Below are 16,905 nucleotides of genomic sequence, written 5' to 3'. Positions count from 1 at the left end.
CTTTAATTTATTCATCACTTGCCCTTTGTTGGCGTTTAATTTTTCGTTGTACTGCCAAGGTATTGCGTTCCCAAAAGACCCCGTCAGTGTAACCTTGGATGCTAGGATCATCTTTTATTTGATTAAGTCGGTACTGTCCCCATGCACAATATAGAAGACTTTGCTCGATTCCAAGATAACGGCGGTTAAGCTTAGCGGCAGTCACTAAACTCGAACCGGAACCAGCAAAAGGATCAAAAATGAAGTCATTAGGATTAGAACTGGCAAGGATAATTTTTGCCAGCAATTTCTCGGGCTTTTGCGTAGGGTGACCAGTATTTTCTGGCATTGACCAATACGGAATTGAAATGTCATCCCAAAAATTAGAAGGCATCGTATCCCGAAAGTTACCATTTTTAGTAGCTTGCCAGTCTTTAGCTACCCCATCTTGACGATAAGGAGCTACCACCTGTCGTCGTTGCTTAACTTGGTCGACGTTAAAGGTGTAATCACTCGGGTTCGCGGTTAAGAACCAAATATCTTCCATCCCATTTTTCCAATTTTTCAGTGAACCCCGGCCCTTTTCTCGTTGCCAAGTAATCCGATTTTGAATTGTAAAATTTTTTTCGAGGATAGGTGCTAGGGCCATGCTGGTTGCCCAATCGGAAAAAACATAGATACTAGCATTTTCTTTTAATAATGGCTTTAAGAGGTCAATCCACTTTTGCGTGTAAGTTTGATATTGGCTTGTGGACATTTTTTTAAAGCTTAAACCATCATACTGTTTGTTAAGGTTGTAAGGAGGGTCAATAAGGGCGAGATCAACCTGGTGTGGTGATAATTTAGTCATTACCTTGAAGGAATCCCCGTTGATAATCTTATCGGATATTGTCTGGAGATTATCAGTAGGCTGAATAATTTGATTGAGGAGCTCAGGTGAAGCTTCCTCAAGCGTGAAATCGATTGTTTTATTTCTTTTTGAGCGCATATAGACCACTCCTGTTCGACGTTTAATATTATTATACTTGTCATATTCAGGATTGTCTTGCCTTTTTAGTAGGAGTTGGATTAAAATTAATTATATTAAGTAGCGCGAGCCTTAGCGAGGGACGGTCGGTGAAAAGGTCCCCAAAGTGCGAAATGGTCACAACAGGATACATAATGAGCGGCAATAATGATTGCAATTTAGGTGGCACCGCGCGAAAAGCGTCCTATTTAGTTTATATGACTAAGTAGGACGTTTTGTAATTTAGGAGGAATTTAAAATGGCAGAAGAAAAACACGTTATTTTAACTGGTGATCGACCAACTGGCAAGTTGCATATTGGACACTATGTAGGTTCGTTAAAGAATCGGGTTGAATTACAAAATACGGGTAAATATGACACTTTTATCATGATTGCTGACCAACAAGCATTGACTGATAATGCCCGTGATCCTGAAAAAATCCGTCGAAGTCTCCATGAAGTTGCTCTTGATTATTTGGCGGTTGGAATTGATCCAAAGAAATCAACAATTTTGGTTCAATCACAAATTCCAGCATTGAGTGAATTAACGATGCACTATCTTAACTTAGTAACTGTTGCGCGTTTACGCCGAAACCCAACTGTTAAGACTGAGATTAAGCAAAAGAAGTTTGGTGAAAGTGTGCCAGCTGGATTCTTTACTTATCCAGTAAGCCAAGCAGCAGATATTACAGCATTTAAGGCTGATACAGTGCCGGTGGGTGATGACCAAGAACCAATGCTTGAACAAACTCGTGAAATTGTGCGGACGTTCAACCGTATTTACCAACAAGATATTTTGGTTGAGCCTGAAGGAGTATTTCCACCAAAGGGTCAGGGACGGATTCCAGGACTAGATGGTAACGCGAAGATGAGTAAGTCCCTTGGCAATGCAATTTATCTTTCTGATGATGCTGATACAGTGCAAAAGAAAGTAATGTCGATGTATACTGATCCAACACATATCAAGGTTAGTGATCCTGGTCATGTTGAAGGCAATACTGTCTTTACTTATCTTGACATCTTTGATCCAGACAAAGAACAAGTTGCTAAATTGAAGGAGCAATACCAAGCTGGTGGCCTTGGGGATGTTAAGATCAAACGCTACTTAAATGAAGTTCTTGAAGCTGAACTTGAACCAATTCGCAAGCGGCGCGAAGAGTATGCAACTAATATTGATTATGTTGATCAAGTTCTTAAAGAAGGCTCAGCACGGGCAAATGAGGTTGCAAACCAGACGCTTAAAGAAGTTCGTGATGCAATCGGGATTAACTACTTTGGCTAAAAATATAAACTAAAAAAGCGAGGCTGTTAGGAAAATAAGTTTTTCCCTGAGCCCCGTTTTTTTTCGTGTCTCCCATAGCAGAACATGGTAACATAAAAGAGATGTATTTATACGAAAAATAATTAATTAAAGCGGAGGTGAAAATGGTGGAAAACCTCGCGATTGTAGACCTCGGCTCAAACTCGGCCCGAATGGCAATAACAGAAATTGCTCCAGACGGACGATTTCGTGAAATTCGACGTGTAAAAGAAAATACACGTTTATCTGAGGGAATGGGACGAGAAAAAATGTTACAAGAGAGTGCAATTGAACGCACAATTGCGGCTCTAAAACGATTTAAAAAAATCTACCAAGAGATTCCCAATATTAAGGTTCGTGCGATCACGACTGCTGCAGTTCGGCAGGCACGAAATCGCCAAGAGTTTTTGAAGCGTGTCCAGCAAGAAGTTGGTATTCATCTACAAGTTTTATCTGGTAAAAAAGAAGCCTATTATGATTACTTAGGTGTCGTTCGAACATTGCGGCTTAACCACTGTTTAATTTTAGATGTTGGTGGAGCAAGCTGTGAATTGATATTGGTACAGCAGCGAAAAGCACGTAACTTGATTTCTATTCCGGTCGGCGCTGTTAATTTATCAGAGCAATACCATTTAAATGGCTATGTTCGTTCGGCTGACCTTTTTCGTGCGCAGGTAGCGATGAACGAACGATTGACCAAAATTCCGTGGTTACGTTATGCGACACGTGTTCCGATTGTTTTATTAGGTGGTGCTAACCGGACTTTGGCGCGTATGACCCAGTCTTACCATCACCATCACCGTCGAAATGGTTCAATTCATGGGTATCAGCTTTCCTCGCGAGTAGTATTTGCTACTTATCGTGAATTGCTAAATCGTAACTTGGCCCAGCGTAAACGAATGACTGGTCTAGAACCAGAACGAGCAGACATTATCATCGGCGGAATGCTGCCTCTTGTAACCCTTTTGCAACGTAACAGTGATGGCCGGGTTATTTTTTCAGAGAGTGGCGTCCGCGAAGGAATTATCACTGAATATGTAAATCAAAGGAAGCGACACCATGACTGATTGGCAACACGGTTTTTATAAGTTATCTGCCGATGATCGACGTCAACAATTGACAAAAGCTCGTCAACTGTCCCCCATCGAAGAGCAAGTATTAGCAAATACGAGTTCAGATTTAGGGGATGAGTTAGTCGAAAATTATATTACTGATTATTCTTTACCTGAAGGAGTAGCCTTAAATATAACTGTAAACAATCGTCAGTATGTTGTGCCGATGGTGGTTGAAGAACCATCAGTCATTGCTGCTGCTAGCAATGGTGCGCACCGGGTAAGCAGGTCGGGAGGATTTAATGCCCCTCAGCAAGACCGTCAATTAGTGGGTCAAGTTGTTTTAGACGATGTGTCCGATAAAGCAGCAGTTACATCATGGCTATTAGAACACCAAGATGAGATTTTAACAATTGCTAACCAGGCGCACCCATCAATGCAGGCACGAGGTGGGGGTGCAAAATCAATGAAAGTTCGCACTCCTGGGGACTTCATTAGCGTTGATTTAGGGATTGACGTTTGCCAGGCGATGGGCGCTAATAGCGTCAATACGATGGCAGAAGCGGTTGGAAAATGGTTAACGGACAAAGGCTTCCATGTTATTACCGCAATTTTAAGCAATCTTGCCACACAGAGTCTGCAAACCGCTACTTGCAAAGTTGCTTTTCGGTACTTAGCAACTACGGAGATGGATGGTAAAGAGGTTGCTCAACGAATTGCCCGCCTTAGTGACCTTGCGCAAGTTGATCCTTATCGGGCAGCCACCCATAATAAAGGAATAATGAACGGGATTGATGCGGTTATGATCGCCAGTGGAAATGATTGGCGGGCGATTGAAAGCGGAGCTCATGCCTACGCTGCTCGTGATGGACAATATCGTGGCTTAAGTACTTGGGAAATCCAGGACGGCTACTTGGTAGGAAAAATTGTTCTTCCTTTACCAGTTGGTGTAATTGGTGGTTCAATTGGATTAAATAAAATGACTAAGATAAACTATCATATTAGTCAAATTAAGAGCGCTGAAGAGTTGGCAGCAGTAACAGCAAGTGTCGGATTAGCACAAAATTTGGCTGCTTTACGAGCATTGACAACCACTGGGATTCAAGCTGGTCATATGAAACTCCAATACCGGTCATTAGCAGCAAGTGTCGGAGCGACGCCAGCAGAAGTACCATTAGTAGTAGCACAATTAAAGCAGCGATCACATGTTGACCAAGCACTTGCTAAAGAAATATTATCAACGATCAGAAAGGACCAAGTTAATGACTGAAGAGAGAATTACACTAAATAAAGAAAATCAGGCACTTCTTGATCAGGTTAATAGTCTATATCCTGAAGGTAGTGTCTTTGTTCAGTTTCATGGTGACAAGTCAGGATACGTTCGCCATGACCAAGCAACTCAACAAACTATTCCTGGTGCCTTGGTTATTATTGTGACTGACTTGACTGCGCCAAATTACACTGCTTCACACGAATTATTGCACCTTTTGATGTTACTAAAAGGTTTCCCACAAATCTTTTTCCAACTGTCTCTTGGGGATAAGGAACTCGATGAACAGATGATGATTATGTCAACCGACTTGTATAATATCGCTATGCATCGAGTAGTTGTGGCAGAACAACGTAAGCATGGTTTTATTACTGATGAGATTGAAGAGCAGTATTTAAAGGGAATTGAACATACATTAACTCCGGAAAAAGAGGAAGATGATGAACGGACGTTACGGTTATTAACCCTTTTGGATGCTTTGGTCTTTTACGGTGACCACATTTCAAAGTATGAAAAAACTTTAGCAGAAAAGTACCCTCTTGCACTGGCCGCGGCAAAAAAGATGTATGCTGAGATTACAAAGAAGCCCATTAAGTCACCGTTCGATATGCGCCGGTCAATTGTTAAGATTTATTCTTTATTTGATCAACAGATGCAGGAATGGGGCTTGCCAGCCTTACACAATAACGAATACACAACTTTATCACCGGTATTAAGTGCTCGGCAATTGCGTTTAGAGATGCGTCAAGTTTTTGAAATCTATCATTCTGATATGAAAGAACGGGGGACGGATAAGCGCGCCTATGTTGGTCTTCGGCGGAGTGATGGTCAAAATTCATTTACTCTTCCGGCACCGACCCAAAATGCACCAGAAGCATTTAAAAAGATATATGATCAATCAGTGCAGGAATTTCTTGAACAGAATAGCATTCCATACATTGTAAGGAAGTGAGTTAGATGGATGCGACGATTCAAAAAACATTTGACGACGCAAAAAATATTGTCTTTCTAACGGGAGCTGGTGTTTCAACTGCTTCTGGCATTCCCGATTTTAGGTCAGCAAACGGTTTATATACGCAGAATCGGAATGCTGAATATTACTTAAGTCACCGTTATTTTGTTAGTGATCCAGAAGGCTTTTATGAATTTTGCAAGCAAAATTTGTATTTTCCAGATGCAAAGCCCAACGTAATTCATCAAAAACAGGCAGTCTTGACGCAACAGGACCGTGCGACTGTTATAACGCAAAATATCGATAACTTATATGAAGAAGCTGGGACGAAACACTTGATTGACTTTCATGGGAACCTCTTCCACGTTTATTGTGAAAAGTGTCATGAAACTGTTCCAGTGAGCGAATATTTGAAGAGTCGCCTGCATCAAAAGGATAATGGCCCCTTGCGTCCGGACATTGTGTTATATGATGAAGGAATTAAGCAAGAGGATATTGTCAATTCTGTTAAGGCAATGCAACAAGCTGATTTAGTTGTGATTGTGGGTACTTCGATGAAAGTATATCCATTTGCGGGCTTGCTAGATTACCGCAATCCAAATGCAAAGGTGATTGCTGTTAATCAGCAATTATTGCAATTTCCTTTTGACTTTCAAATGGTTCAAGACGATGCAACAAAATTCTTTGACGAATTAAAAGTATAAAAAAGAAGCTGCAGTTGTCTAAGGACAATTTCCAGCTTCTTTTTGCTCCAGTGGTTATTCAAAGAAAACGACCTTCCCATCAACTTTGAATGGGAGTGCTACTAAATGAGAGCCTTTCTTTTTAGTAGCATCCTTTTCTTGATAAAAAATGTGACGAATACCTTTGTTCTTTAGTAGCATTTCTGATCGCTCCTTTCATATTGTTCACTTGTAAAATAACATGTTTTGAACGCTTTTCCTAGAGAAATAACGAAGTATGAGAAACGCTTTCATTTTAAAGTGCGAAAATAATGCATAATCCGTTCGCCTTTTACTATCAAAGTGAATAAAAGTGATAAAAACAACGATTCGAGTCCTTGAAAAATGAATATAGATTTATTTTGTGGTGTATAAGAATTTGCTAAGTAATTTGATGAGGATTTTTGAGGTAAGAAAGAGAGGATTAAAGATGAAAATAACGATGGGGATGACAACTTGGACAGAGCATCCAGTACTCATTCATGATGAACAACGCCCAGTAAGGCTTGATGAGTATGCTCAACATTTTCCAGTGGTTGAGGTTGATACTTTTTTCTACGCTTTACCTCAGATAGCAACAATTCAAAACTGGCTTGCTACTGTTCCACCAACTTTTCAGTTTATTGTTAAGGCTAATCAGAAAATGACATTACATCAGCGAAATCAGGAACGTGGCGAATTAGAACAGGTCTTTCAACAATATCGTCGAACAATCTCTCCCTTGGTAGCTGCTGGTCAATTAAAGACGATATTATTTCAGTTTCCTCCATATTTTGATGCAACTGTGCGTGACTTTTCTTACTTACGATTAATTCGGGAATGGTTAGGAAACTTGCCAATTGCAGTCGAATTTCGTAATCAAACTTGGTATAAGAAAGAAATTTTACCGTCAGTCTTAGATTTCTGTCGTGAGCTCAATTTTACATTAGTAGCTGCTGATGAACCCCATAATACGCCGACGTCAGTGCCATTTGTGCTTGCGGCAACTAATCCCGACTTAGCCATGCTGCGCCTTCATGGCCGTAATCGCAAAGGTTGGGAAAATCAAGGAAAAGAATGGCGAAAAACACGGACGCTGTATCGATATTCGACGGAAGAACTTCAATTCTTTAAAAAACAAATTGAGTCCTTACAGCCGCAGACTAAAGAACTCTGTGTTATCTTCAACAATAACTCAGCCAAGGATGCGGCACCGAATGCATTAAGTCTTCAAAAAATGATGAACATTGAATTTAAGGGTCTGGCACCTAAATCACCAGAACAGCTTGATCTGTTTTAGGATGGAGCAAGCCCTAATAAAATGCTATACTAAATGTTAAATCTTAATTAGTAATATCTTAGAAAGAGGGGCCTCATATGGCTGAACAAAAACCAACTTATTACATTACAACACCAATTTACTATCCATCTGGTAAACTCCATATTGGTAATTCATATACAACAATCGCATGTGATGCAGAAGCACGTTTTAAGCGTTTGATGGGCTATGACGTATTCTACTTAACAGGAACCGATGAACATGGCCTTAAGATTGAACAAAAGGCTGAAAAACTCGGCATGAAGCCACAAGAATACGTTGATCAAATGGCTGCCCAAATTAAAGAGCTATGGAAAAAACTTGAAATTACAAATGACAAGTTTATTCGAACAACCGATGACTACCATGAAAAAGCTGTTCAAAAGATTTTTCAACAATTGCTTGACCAAGGAGATATTTACAAGGGTAAGTATACTGGTTGGTACTCGGTTGATGATGAAGAATACTTCACAGAAAGTCAGTTAGCGGAAGTTTACCGTGATGAAGACGGTAATGTGATCGGTGGAAAAGCGCCATCAGGTCATGAAGTTCAATTAGTTGAGGAAGAATCGTACTTCTTTAAGATGAGCAAGTATGCTGACTGGTTAATGAACTACTATAAGGAACATCCTGATTTTATCGAACCACAATCACGGATGAATGAAATGATTAATAACTTCTTAAAGCCAGGACTAGAAGATCTTGCAGTTACGCGAACATCATTTACCTGGGGGGTTAAGGTTCCTAGTGACCCTAAGCACGTGGTATACGTATGGATTGATGCATTATCAAACTATATTACTGCGCTGGGATATGGTAGTGATGATGATAGTCTTTTCAAAAAGTACTGGCCTGCCGATGTTCACATGGTTGGAAAAGAAATTGTTCGTTTCCATACGATTTACTGGCCAATCATGCTTCATGCGCTTGGCTTGCCATTACCAAAACACATCATCGGTCATGGCTGGTTAACAATGCGTGACGGTAAGATGTCGAAATCAAAGGGAAATGTTATTTATCCTGAAACTCTTGTTGATCGTTACGGTCTTGATGCCACACGTTACTACTTATTGCGGGCAATGCCATTTGGTAACGATGGCGTCTTTAGTCCAGAAGACTTTGTTGATAAGGTAAACTATGACCTCGCTAACGATCTAGGAAACTTGCTCAATCGGACTGTTGCGATGATTAATAAGTATCAAAACGGCAAATTGCTTGGTACTAATGATGCAACTACTGATTTTGATGCTGATTTAGAACAAACTGCTAGTGATGTAATAGCTGAGTATAAAGAACTGATGGACAAAACACGATTTGCTGAAGCATTGGCAACTGTTTGGAAGTTGGTTAGTCGTGCTAACAAGTACATTGATGAAACTGAACCATGGGTATTAGCAAAAGATGATAGTAAGAAGGATGTATTATCAGATGTGATGACCCATCTAGCAAAGAGTTTGCGGATTATTGCGGCCTTAATTCAACCAATTATGCCGAATGCACCAAAACAAATTGTTGAACAACTTGGAATTGAAGGGACTGACTTATCATTAACCGATCTTCAATTTAATGATTTCCCAGCAGAAGCTCAGGTTGTCGCCAAAGGAACTCCGATCTTCCCACGATTGGATGCGAAGGCCGAGGTTGAATTTATTAAGAGCAAGATGACAGCAAACGAAAAGAAGAAGGGAAGAAAGGCAATGGCTGAAGCAAAAGAAAAAGCCCAAGAAGCAGCACAAGAAGAGAAAACAGATGGCAAAAAGCCAATTCGGATTGATGTCTTTGACAAAGTTGAATTGAAAGTGGCTCAAATCACGGCTGCCGATCATGTAGAAGGTGCTGATAAGCTTCTAAAATTCCACATGGATGATGGAACAGAAGAAGGTCGTCAAATCCTTTCTGGAATTGCTAAATGGTATCCAGATCCTTCTGTTTTAGTAGGTAAGAAAGTTTTGATTGTTGCTAACTTGAAACCACGGAAAATGCGGGGCGAATTAAGCCAAGGAATGCTTTTGTCTGCTGAAAAAGACGGTAATGTTCAAGTAGTAACTGTTCCTGACAATTTAGTACCTGGAATGGGCGTTGAATAAAGTGAGTAATCATCAACACCAGCAATTGGTTTATGATTCCCATACCCACCTAAATGACGATGCGTTTTATGATGATGTGCCTGCCTTTATTAACCGTGCTGCTCATTATGGCGTGACGGAGATGAATATTGTTGGCTCAAATCAACTATTGAATACCCGTGCTTTAAAGTTGGGACACCAGTTTGATAACCTGCATCCAATTATTGGTTGGCATCCAGAAGATATTGCTAATTGGAATAGTGAAACCAAGAAAGAATTACGCCAACAATTAGCAGATCCCTTAGTCGTGGGAATTGGAGAGATTGGCTTAGATTATTATAATGACGAGCATTCTCCTCACCAGCAACAACAAGAAATTTTTGCTGAACAGCTTGAGTGGGCGCGAGAACTGAAATTACCAGTCTCGATTCACTGCCGAGATGCACTAGCTGACACGTATGAAATTTTGCGGAATGCCCACGTCGATGAATTTGGCGGTGTTATGCATAGTTTTAATGGGACGCCAGAATGGGCAGAGAAATTTATGGATCTCGGGATGATGATTTCTTTTAGTGGTGTCGTAAGCTTCAAAAATGCGACAGAAGTCCATGAAGCCGCGTTAGTTGTTCCCCTGGAAAAGATGATGGTTGAAACAGATGCACCTTACTTAACGCCACTCCCATACCGAGGAAAGCAAAACGAACCCGGTTTTACTAAATTTACGGTGGATGCAATTGCAGATTTAAAGCAGGTTGATGCTGGTAAAGTGGCATATAAAACATTTACGAACGCCCGCCGCTTATTTTTGGAAAATGAAGAAAGAGGCCTATGATTAGAATAAAAGAAGTTATAGTTGTTGAAGGTAAAGATGATACTAAGCAAATTTTAAAAGCGGTTGATGCCGATACCTACGAAACAAATGGTTCCGCAATTTCAACGGCTGACTTGGCAAAGTTGAAAAAGTTACAAGCAAGTCGGGGACTAATTGTTTTTACTGATCCGGACTTTAACGGCGAGCGGATTAGAAAAATAATCAGTGAAGCCATTCCTGGCGTTAAGCATGCTTTTATTAAACGAAAAGATGGTGTGCCAACTGAGGCTCACGGTAGCTTAGGAGTTGAGCATGCAACGCCAGCAATTATAAAATCAGCTTTGGAGCACCTTTATACTCAAACAACGACACCCCAGCAAGTTTTTAAGCGAGAAGACTTGCAAAAATGGGGATTAACAGGTCAAGCAGATTCACGAAAACGGCGTGAAAAGTTAGGGCAATTACTCGGAATCGGCTATGGCAATGGGAAACAGTTGATTCACCGGTTAAACATGTTTCAAGTTGACCGGGCAACATTTGAACAAGCGATTAAGCAAATAAATCAGGAGGAAGATCATGAGTAATTCACCAGAAATTGGTAGTCGAACACGTACCCGCGCGATAATGGAAAAGTACGGGATCCGAACAAAAAAGAGTTTCGGCCAGAATTTCCTTACTGATTTGAACGTCTTAAAAAATATCGTTGAGGCAGCGGATATTACAGCTAACGACAATGTAATTGAAATTGGCCCTGGAATTGGCGCCTTAACGGAGCAATTAGCACAAGCGGCAGGAGAAGTTTTAGCCTTAGAAATTGATCAAGATTTAATTCCAGTATTAAAAGAAGTATTATCACCATATGATAATGTAAAAGTGATTAATCAAGATGTCCTTCAAGCTAATTTACCAGAATTAATCAAAAAGGAATTTAAGGATCCTAGTCGACCAATTAAGGTGGTTGCTAATCTCCCTTATTACATTACGAGTCCCATTCTAATGAATTTACTGGCTAGTCCTGTTGAGTGGGCGACGATTTGTGTAATGATGCAAAAGGAAGTTGCTCAACGACTCACGGCTAAACCAGGAACTAAACAATATGGTGCTTTGACATTAGCGATTGAATACCAAATGCAAGCTAAAATTGCTTTTGATGTTTCGCGGAAAGTATTCGTGCCAGCGCCTAATGTTGATTCAGCAATTGTGGTACTAACGCCACGGCCAAATCCGCTTCCGGTTCAGCCTTTTGATAAGCAAAAATTATTTGGCTTTATCCGGGGATGCTTTGCTCATCGTCGCAAGAGTCTTTGGAATAACCTGCAAAGTGTAATTGGTAAGGATCCAGCGGTAAAAGAGAAAATGACTGCCGTTTTAACCCAGCTGGATATTTCGCCACAAATCCGGCCGGAAAAGTTAACCCTCGAACAATTTATTGAACTTGCGAATGCTCTTCACCAGCAAGATCTCTTGTAAAAGATGGTTGACCGTTATAAAACATTATGGTACAATTTTGCTTTTTGTGTAAAAAAAGAGTATGCTAGTCTACAGTGAGGTGAAGGAGTCGTGCCTAATAGCATTGTAGAAATTAAGAAGAAGCTAGATGAACGGATTGGCGAGCATGTTTTAGTAAAAGCGCAAGCTGGACGTAAACGTATTACCACCCATCACGGTATTTTAAGTAAGACTTATCCTGCAGTATTTGTTATTCATTTGAATGATGAACAAGGAACATTGGATCGAGTTTCCTATAGCTATACTGATTTGTTAACACGAAATATTTCAATTGCCTTTGATGAAGCGGAATAAACTGATAAAAATTAAAATTCATATTTATAAAATAATAGGAGTGGGTAAAAATACCTTTCAACAGGAAGGCAGTTTTTATTCACTCCTTTTGCTTTAATGATAGTTAGGAAACAGTAGTTGCAAGGATTATAGTTCCGTTAGTATAATTTAACTAACTAAATTATTATAAATTAAGGAGGGTTGCCGGATGATAGTTACAGAAAAAGCACCAGCAAAATTGAATTTGAGTTTAGATACGCCGATGCGATATTTTGATGGTTCTCCTCAATGGGATATGGTAATGGTTTCGGCAGACCTGGCTGATTATGTAACTGTTGAGACACACCGGCGCCCTGCAACAATTAAAGTTTATACAAATAGTGGCTTTTTACCCAATGACCAACGTAATTTAGCATACCAAGCAGCTCATATTTTACGTAGTCGTTTTCATTGTAAAGATGGCGTTACAATTCGGATTAAGAAGCAAATTCCAGTCGCGGCCGGATTGGGCGGTGGCTCTTCAGATGCAGCGGCAGTTTTACGCGCATTAAATAGTATTTGGCAGTTGGGCTTGAGTTTATCAGAACTGGCAAAGATCGCATTAACAATTGATTCTGACGTTCCGTATTGTATATATAACAAATTAGCCCACGTTACTGGCCATGGTGAAAAAATCGAATTGTTACCACCGCAACCTCATTATTGGGCTGTGATTGCAAAACAGAAGATCAGTGTTTCTACGCCGCAAATCTTACGACAAATTAATTATGAGAAGCTTCAACATCTTAATAATGAAGCATTACTGACAAATTTAAAGAAAGAAGATTGGCAAGAAGCAACAAAATATATGGGAAATGTTTTAGAGCCTTTAACGATGAAATTTTATCCAGAGATTGGTCGTCTAAAGAATAAGATGAAAGAATTGGGGGCCGATGTTGCTCAGATGAGTGGGACGGGACCAACCGTCTTCGCAATCTGCCATACAGAATCGCGAGCAAAACGGATTCAAAATAGTATCCGGGGATTTTGTCGCGACGTTCATGTTGTAACTTTGCTTTGATTATATTTAAGGACAAGAGGATGGAAAGAAGTAACTTTCTCTCTTGTCCTTTTTATTTTTATAGTTGCAATCAGACATAAAGTTCGATATTATATTCATTGTTCTAAATAGTAATGATTACGATTAAAGAAGAGGGAAAGAATGAAAAAATATATTATCGGTATTAGTAGTATTATTGCTTTGTTGGTTGTAATACTTGGTTTATCCTTTGTTCCATGGAAATCGATGGGGAAAAATCAAAAGCCAATTAGAGTGGTAACCGGATTGAATTTCTATGGTGAAGTAGCGCAGAAAGTAGCTGGCGATCATGGCCAAGTGATTTCGTTTATTGATAATGCTTCGGTTGATCCCCATGATTATCAACCCAATACTAAGCAGGCCCAGCAAGTTGCTAAAGCCAATGTAGTAATTGAAAATGGTCTTGGTTACGATAGCTGGGTAAACAAACTCGTTAAATCAAGCAGTAACCATAACAAGATTAAAGTAATTAATGTAGCATCTTTAACCGGCAAGAAAGATGGCGACAATGAGCATATTTGGTATGCACCTGAAACTGTCGAAAAGTTAGCAAATGACCTTGCAACTCAATATGGTAAAATTGATCCGCAACACGCTAAGGATTACCAAAAGAATGCGCGAAAATATTTAGCTTCTCTTCAACCACTTAATGAAGAAATTGCCAAAGTGAAGCGCCAGGTAAATCCTAACAATAATCGTGTTGCAGTTAGTGAACCAGTTTTTGATTATGCCTTAGAAAATGCTGGCTATCAAATTATGGACAAGCATTTCGAAAAAGCTGTTGAAGATGGGAATGATCCATCACCAAAAGATATTGAAGAAATTCAACAAGCAATCATTAATCACCAAATTGCCTTCTTTGTTGATAATTCGCAGACAAGTGATAAAGTTGTTGATAATTTAGTTAAACTTGCCCATGAACATAATGTTCCAGTATTAAAGGTAACGGAAACAAAGCCGAATGGGGATGACTATATGCAGTGGATGCTCAAGCAATACCAAGCATTGTCTCGCATTCAACAAAAGGAGAATTAAGAAGATAATGGCAGTTGTATCAGTTGATGATTTAACGATCGCTTATGGAAATCATACTGTAATCGATCATTTAAGCTTCTCCATTAATGAAGGGGATTTTCTTGTCGTGGTTGGTGAAAATGGGGTAGGAAAAACGACTCTTGTTCGCTCAATGCTTGGTTTTTTAAAACCGAAAAGCGGGACAATAACTATTCCGCAAAGTACACGACTTGGCTACGTTCCTCAGTTTCGTAATATTGATGAGGAATACCCACTATCTATTCGTGATTTTGTTGCTTTAAATACTAAACCACGCTTTTTACCATGGCTGACTAAAAGCGAGCGAAACCGTGTTGAACGGATGATTCGTGAAAATAACCTAACAAAGATTGCTGAACGGCCCCTTGGTTTAGCATCAGGGGGTGAGAAGCAACGGGCATATCTTGCTCAAGCTTTATTACCCAATCCCAATCTCCTTATTCTGGACGAATCGACGGCAAGTCTAGACAATGAAATGAAGTATGAATTGCTAGACCTAGTAACCCGTTTTCAACAAAATGGTTTAAGTGTAATGTTTATTACTCATGATTGGGATCTAGCAGAACAATATGGGACCCGTTTCTTGTATCTCTCTCCCGGTTCTTATTCCACTGGGCCAATTAATGAGTTACCCAGTCCGGTAAAGGGGGATAAAAAGTAATGTTAACTTTAAGTTTTATGCGTCACGCATTTATCGCTAGTACATTTATTGCGATTATTTGTGGAATTATTGGAGTTTTTGTCGTTGCACGAAATTTATCGTTCTTAACGCATACCTTGTCTGAAATTGGGTTTGCTGGTGGTGCTTTTGCCGTTTTTGCTGGATGGCCAGCACTAAACGGGATGATTCTGTTTACAATGTTAAGCTCAGTTATTGTTGGACAAATGAGTATAAAAGAATCACGACGAGAAGCGGTTATTAGTGCCGTTTCAGCGCTGTTCATTGGTTTAGGAATTCTTTTCTTATCTTTGAGCAGTCAGTCAGCTAGCTCAGCAACAAGTATTTTGTTTGGTAGCGTGGTTGGAATTAGTTTGAATGAGGTCTGGCAGCTTGTCTACCTTTCCATTCTTGTTTTGATCATTTTGCTATTGATGTATCGTCGCCTTAAGTTTGATTCCTTTGATTCAATTGGGGCGCAGGTCAGTGGAATAAATCAAACAGTGATTTCTGTTATTTTTCTTTTACTACTTGCTTTAAGCGTTAGTGTTGCTGCTCAGATTGTTGGTTCTTTGCTAATTTTTATTCTCCTAACGTTACCAGCTGCTAGTGCTAAATACTTTACGCATGGTGTCGCACGGATGATTATTTTAGCGATTTTATTTTCACTGTTAGGGACATGGCTTGGGCTTTTTCTCGGTTATTTGACAGATTGGCCGGTTAGTTTCTTTATCGCAGTGATTGAAGTTATCATCTATACCACAGCCTTGATTTATAGTAAATTTATCGAATCGAATTAGACTGTGGCTTAAGTAGGTAAACAACATAGTACAACAATGGTCTTCAACGCCCGACAAAGTGTTGGAGACTATTATTATTTGTGGGGCTTTCAGATGCTAGCTTCGTGGCGACAAAATGCCCCCCTATCTCGTACTCTTTTTTCTCAGTAAATACTAAAATTTTGCCGAAAATCCGAACATTTTATGTTAAAATCAATGTTAATTAATCCTTTTTGAAAGGCAGAGAAAGAACATGAAAATTAGACGGAGTAACCGATTGGTGGATATGACACGTTACTTGCTTGAACATCCGCGATCATTAGTATCGTTGAAGTTTTTTGGTGAGCGTTACGACTCAGCTAAGTCATCAATCAGTGAAGATTTAGGAATTGTTAAACATACCTTCCAAACTTGGGGACAGGGACGATTAGAAACAATTCCTGGTGCAAGCGGTGGCGCGGTATTAACGCCATTTTATTCTAAGGAAAATGCTCAGGCGGCCATTGATAACTTGGTTGACCGGGTTAATGATGACTCGCGGTTGCTACCGGGAGGTTATGTTTACTTATCAGATTTAATCGGCCAACCAGAAATCTTACGGCAGATCGGTAAGTTAATCGCTACTCAATACGTTGATACTGATGTTGATGTTATTATGACAGTTGAGACTAAAGGAATTCCGATTGCTCAAAGCGTTGCGATGTATATGAATAAACCATTTGTTATTGTTCGTAATAGTTCACACATTACTGAAGGGCCTACTGTAAGCGTTAATTATGTTTCTGGGTCCGTCCAACGGATAAAGAAGATGGAATTGTCCCGTCGTACATTATCAGCTGGGGCGAATGTCTTGGTTGTTGACGACTTTATGAAGGGCGGCGGCACGATTAACGGAATGAAATCTTTGATTAAAGAATTTGATGCTAACTTGGTTGGAATCACTGTCTTTGCAGAAGGTCGTCCAGTAAACGGGCAACGGTTAGTCGATAACTGTACTTCATTAATCAAAGTGGAAACCAAAGATGGCACGGAGAAGAAGATTGCAGCACAAGCAGGAAGCTTCATGGAAAACGTGTTTGATAAGAAAGTGGAGAATTAGG

General features: G+C 39.8%; 18 protein-coding genes. 16 read left to right on the top strand and 2 right to left on the bottom strand.

Annotated elements, in window-relative coordinates:
• Positions 1–7: 7 nt before the first annotated feature.
• Complete coding sequence (locus tag LMB56_RS01105; RefSeq protein WP_169470834.1) at positions 8–967, bottom strand: DNA-methyltransferase; 960 nt, start codon at positions 965–967, stop codon at positions 8–10.
• Between the two features lie 277 nt (positions 968–1,244).
• Between LMB56_RS01105 and trpS the strand changes: the two genes are divergently transcribed.
• The 5 genes from trpS to LMB56_RS01080 all read left to right on the top strand — a co-directional run bounded on the left by trpS (position 1,245) and on the right by LMB56_RS01080 (position 6,263).
• Entirely contained in the window at positions 1,245–2,267 is a 1,023-nt protein-coding gene (gene trpS, locus LMB56_RS01100) for a tryptophan--tRNA ligase (RefSeq protein WP_229283353.1), read from the top strand.
• Positions 2,268–2,410: 143 nt separating this feature from the next.
• Positions 2,411–3,352: a Ppx/GppA family phosphatase gene (locus LMB56_RS01095; protein ID WP_003667177.1), complete on the top strand. Its 942-nt coding sequence runs from the start codon at positions 2,411–2,413 to the stop codon at positions 3,350–3,352.
• Positions 3,345–4,607, top strand: a complete 1,263-nt coding sequence (locus LMB56_RS01090) for a hydroxymethylglutaryl-CoA reductase, degradative (protein ID WP_229283354.1) — start codon at positions 3,345–3,347, stop codon at positions 4,605–4,607. Before LMB56_RS01095 ends, LMB56_RS01090 begins: the two co-directional genes overlap by 8 nt.
• Positions 4,600–5,559 carry an IpaB/EvcA family protein gene (locus LMB56_RS01085; protein ID WP_229283355.1) on the top strand — a complete coding sequence of 320 codons (960 nt, stop codon included), beginning with the start codon at positions 4,600–4,602 and terminating at the stop codon, positions 5,557–5,559. Before LMB56_RS01090 ends, LMB56_RS01085 begins: the two co-directional genes overlap by 8 nt.
• A gap of 5 nt (positions 5,560–5,564) precedes the next feature.
• A complete protein-coding gene (locus tag LMB56_RS01080; protein ID WP_086142628.1) occupies positions 5,565–6,263 on the top strand; it encodes an NAD-dependent protein deacylase in 699 nt (232 codons plus the stop codon).
• 54 nt (positions 6,264–6,317) lie between these two features.
• Here the strand turns inward: LMB56_RS01080 and LMB56_RS10365 are convergent, their stop codons facing one another.
• Positions 6,318–6,443, bottom strand: coding sequence for a hypothetical protein (locus tag LMB56_RS10365; protein ID WP_003665570.1), 126 nt, complete (start codon positions 6,441–6,443; stop codon positions 6,318–6,320).
• A 268-nt stretch (positions 6,444–6,711) separates the two neighbouring features.
• Here LMB56_RS10365 and LMB56_RS01075 point away from each other — a divergent pair, with 268 nt between their 5' ends.
• From LMB56_RS01075 to purR, 11 genes are all read left to right on the top strand, one after another.
• Positions 6,712–7,560, top strand: a complete 849-nt coding sequence (locus tag LMB56_RS01075; RefSeq protein WP_122480918.1) for a DUF72 domain-containing protein — start codon at positions 6,712–6,714, stop codon at positions 7,558–7,560.
• A 77-nt stretch (positions 7,561–7,637) separates the two neighbouring features.
• Positions 7,638–9,665: a methionine--tRNA ligase gene (gene metG / locus LMB56_RS01070; RefSeq protein WP_122480919.1), complete on the top strand. Its 2,028-nt coding sequence runs from the start codon at positions 7,638–7,640 to the stop codon at positions 9,663–9,665.
• Entirely contained in the window at positions 9,658–10,476 is an 819-nt protein-coding gene (locus LMB56_RS01065) for a TatD family hydrolase (protein ID WP_122480920.1), read from the top strand. The genes metG and LMB56_RS01065 overlap by 8 nt, the downstream gene beginning before the upstream one ends.
• Positions 10,473–11,039 (top strand): ribonuclease M5, encoded by a 567-nt coding sequence (gene rnmV, locus LMB56_RS01060; RefSeq protein ID WP_122480921.1) that lies wholly within the window; start codon positions 10,473–10,475, stop codon positions 11,037–11,039. The genes LMB56_RS01065 and rnmV overlap by 4 nt, the downstream gene beginning before the upstream one ends.
• Entirely contained in the window at positions 11,032–11,925 is an 894-nt protein-coding gene (gene rsmA / locus LMB56_RS01055) for a 16S rRNA (adenine(1518)-N(6)/adenine(1519)-N(6))-dimethyltransferase RsmA (RefSeq protein WP_122480922.1), read from the top strand. The genes rnmV and rsmA overlap by 8 nt, the downstream gene beginning before the upstream one ends.
• A 90-nt stretch (positions 11,926–12,015) precedes the next feature.
• A complete protein-coding gene (locus LMB56_RS01050; RefSeq protein WP_003665581.1) occupies positions 12,016–12,258 on the top strand; it encodes a Veg family protein in 243 nt (80 codons plus the stop codon).
• A gap of 187 nt (positions 12,259–12,445) precedes the next feature.
• Complete coding sequence (gene ispE, locus LMB56_RS01045; protein ID WP_229283356.1) at positions 12,446–13,297, top strand: 4-(cytidine 5'-diphospho)-2-C-methyl-D-erythritol kinase; 852 nt, start codon at positions 12,446–12,448, stop codon at positions 13,295–13,297.
• Between the two features lie 141 nt (positions 13,298–13,438).
• Entirely contained in the window at positions 13,439–14,350 is a 912-nt protein-coding gene (locus tag LMB56_RS01040; protein ID WP_229283357.1) for a metal ABC transporter solute-binding protein, Zn/Mn family, read from the top strand.
• Positions 14,351–14,357: 7 nt separating this feature from the next.
• Positions 14,358–15,029 carry a metal ABC transporter ATP-binding protein gene (locus LMB56_RS01035; protein WP_229283358.1) on the top strand — a complete coding sequence of 224 codons (672 nt, stop codon included), beginning with the start codon at positions 14,358–14,360 and terminating at the stop codon, positions 15,027–15,029.
• The gene (locus tag LMB56_RS01030) at positions 15,029–15,826 is read left to right on the top strand and encodes a metal ABC transporter permease (RefSeq protein ID WP_102816190.1); all 798 of its coding nucleotides are present in this window, start codon (positions 15,029–15,031) and stop codon (positions 15,824–15,826) included. The genes LMB56_RS01035 and LMB56_RS01030 overlap by 1 nt, the downstream gene beginning before the upstream one ends.
• Before the next feature lie 232 nt (positions 15,827–16,058).
• Entirely contained in the window at positions 16,059–16,904 is an 846-nt protein-coding gene (purR, locus tag LMB56_RS01025; protein ID WP_003667193.1) for a pur operon repressor, read from the top strand.
• Position 16,905: the final 1 nt, after the last annotated feature.

Origin of the sequence: Limosilactobacillus reuteri (assembly GCF_020785355.1) — a bacterium.
Lineage (GTDB): Bacteria > Bacillota > Bacilli > Lactobacillales > Lactobacillaceae > Limosilactobacillus > Limosilactobacillus reuteri_I.
The sequence above is the reverse complement of the archived record's forward strand: the minus strand, read 5'-3'. Positions and strand labels throughout refer to the sequence as shown.

Coding starts and splice junctions, on each gene's coding strand:
- LMB56_RS01085 (WP_229283355.1), top strand. CDS start 4,600: ATGACTGAAGAGAGAATTACACTAAATAAAGAAAATCAGGCACTTCTT.
- LMB56_RS01075 (WP_122480918.1), top strand. CDS start 6,712: ATGAAAATAACGATGGGGATGACAACTTGGACAGAGCATCCAGTACTC.
- rsmA (WP_122480922.1), top strand. CDS start 11,032: ATGAGTAATTCACCAGAAATTGGTAGTCGAACACGTACCCGCGCGATA.
- LMB56_RS01035 (WP_229283358.1), top strand. CDS start 14,358: ATGGCAGTTGTATCAGTTGATGATTTAACGATCGCTTATGGAAATCAT.
- LMB56_RS01090 (WP_229283354.1), top strand. CDS start 3,345: ATGACTGATTGGCAACACGGTTTTTATAAGTTATCTGCCGATGATCGA.
- purR (WP_003667193.1), top strand. CDS start 16,059: ATGAAAATTAGACGGAGTAACCGATTGGTGGATATGACACGTTACTTG.
- rnmV (WP_122480921.1), top strand. CDS start 10,473: ATGATTAGAATAAAAGAAGTTATAGTTGTTGAAGGTAAAGATGATACT.
- LMB56_RS01030 (WP_102816190.1), top strand. CDS start 15,029: ATGTTAACTTTAAGTTTTATGCGTCACGCATTTATCGCTAGTACATTT.
- LMB56_RS10365 (WP_003665570.1), bottom strand. CDS start 6,443: ATGCTACTAAAGAACAAAGGTATTCGTCACATTTTTTATCAAGAAAAG.
- LMB56_RS01080 (WP_086142628.1), top strand. CDS start 5,565: ATGGATGCGACGATTCAAAAAACATTTGACGACGCAAAAAATATTGTC.
- LMB56_RS01040 (WP_229283357.1), top strand. CDS start 13,439: ATGAAAAAATATATTATCGGTATTAGTAGTATTATTGCTTTGTTGGTT.
- trpS (WP_229283353.1), top strand. CDS start 1,245: ATGGCAGAAGAAAAACACGTTATTTTAACTGGTGATCGACCAACTGGC.
- ispE (WP_229283356.1), top strand. CDS start 12,446: ATGATAGTTACAGAAAAAGCACCAGCAAAATTGAATTTGAGTTTAGAT.
- metG (WP_122480919.1), top strand. CDS start 7,638: ATGGCTGAACAAAAACCAACTTATTACATTACAACACCAATTTACTAT.
- LMB56_RS01105 (WP_169470834.1), bottom strand. CDS start 967: ATGCGCTCAAAAAGAAATAAAACAATCGATTTCACGCTTGAGGAAGCT.
- LMB56_RS01095 (WP_003667177.1), top strand. CDS start 2,411: ATGGTGGAAAACCTCGCGATTGTAGACCTCGGCTCAAACTCGGCCCGA.